The organism is Streptomyces sp. CLV115 (genome assembly GCF_038448545.1).
GTDB classification, from domain to species: domain Bacteria; phylum Actinomycetota; class Actinomycetes; order Streptomycetales; family Streptomycetaceae; genus Streptomyces; species Streptomyces sanglieri.
Genome location: NZ_JBCEWQ010000350.1, coordinates 1 through 1338 on the forward strand (window position 1 = coordinate 1; position 1338 = coordinate 1338).

1 protein-coding gene is annotated in these 1338 nt (G+C 68.8%); it reads left to right on the forward strand.

The features are described 5' to 3' along the window. Positions 1 to 45 precede the first annotated feature (45 nt). Entirely contained in the window at positions 46 to 1305 is a 1260-nt protein-coding gene (locus tag AADR41_RS42085; RefSeq protein WP_446751213.1) for an IS30 family transposase, read from the forward strand. Positions 1306 to 1338 lie beyond the last annotated feature (33 nt).

A 1338-nucleotide genomic window follows, 5' to 3' on the forward strand; every position in this document is an offset into this window, starting at 1 on the left:
CTTGAGTTCTAGTGGTCGTCGCAACACCCCAGCTCAGGGGATGCGATGGAGTTCGAGATTCGGAAGAACCGGGGGCCCGGCGGCGGGCGCAACATGGCCCGAGAGCGGGCCGCATACTTCCTGCTCATGGAGCAGGGGTACAGCACACGGGAAGCCGCCCGGATAGTCGGCATCAACCTGCGCACCGGCAAGCGGTGGCGCAACGGCTGGCACTCACCGCCAGGCGGTCGGAAGGCAGTTCCTCCGATCTACCCGGTGCCGGGACAGGTCCCGGCACCGGTGGAGGAGCTGCCTCCCACGCCGTCGCGGTACCTCCAGGAGCACGACCGCATCCACATCGCCGACCGGCTGCGCGAGAAGGCGTCCGTCCGGCAGATCGCCGCCGAGCTGGGCCGCAGCCCCTCCACGATCAGCCGGGAGATACGCCGCAACCGACGGCCCATGCCCAGGGGCGGCTTCAGCTACCAGCCCTTTCACGCCCACCGCCGAGCCGAACGGCGCCGCCCACGGCCCAAGGTGGGCAAGATCGGCCAGAACCCCGAACTGCGCGACTTCATCCAGGATCACCTGGCGATGCGCTGGAGCCCTGAACAGATCTGTCACGCTCTGCGGGCACGTTTCCCCGACCGGCCGGAGATGCACGTGACCCACGAGACGATCTATCAGGCCCTCTACGTCCAGGGCCGCGGAGAACTCCGCCGGGAACTGACCCGCGCGCTTCGCACCGGCCGGGCCCGTCGGCGCCCCCACCGCCAGGCCCACAAGCGCGCCTCCCGCGCCATTAAGGACATGGTCCTGATCAGCGAACGCCCTGCCGAAGCCGCCGACCGGGCCGTCCCCGGACACTGGGAGGGCGATCTCATCATCGGCAAGGACGGCCGTTCCGCCATCGGCACCCTCGTCGAGCGGTCCACCCGCTATGTGATGCTCGTGCACCTGCCGGTCGGCCACAGCGCCATCGCCACCCGCAACGCGCTCGCCACGACCGTCCAGACCCTCCCACGGCACCTCTGGCGATCCTTGACCTGGGACCAGGGCTCGGAGATGGCCGCCCACCGGGCGTTCACCGTTGCCACCGACATCCCGGTCTACTTCTGCGACCCGGCCAGCCCCTGGCAACGCGGCTCCAACGAGAACACCAACGGCCTGCTGCGGCAGTACTTTCCCAAGGGCACCGACCTGGCCGCTCACACCCCCGAGGACCTGACGGCCGTCGCCGCCGAACTGAACAGCCGGCCACGCAAAACGCTTGGCTGGGAAACCCCAGCCAAGCGTCTCACTAAGCTCCTGGCCACAGCCAGTTGACCTCTGTGTTGCAACGACCCCTGGAATTCGCCG

Excerpts from the sequence above, each read along its gene's own strand:
- AADR41_RS42085 (WP_446751213.1), top strand. The coding sequence starts at position 46 with ATGGAGTTCGAGATTCGGAAGAACCGGGGGCCCGGCGGCGGGCGCAAC.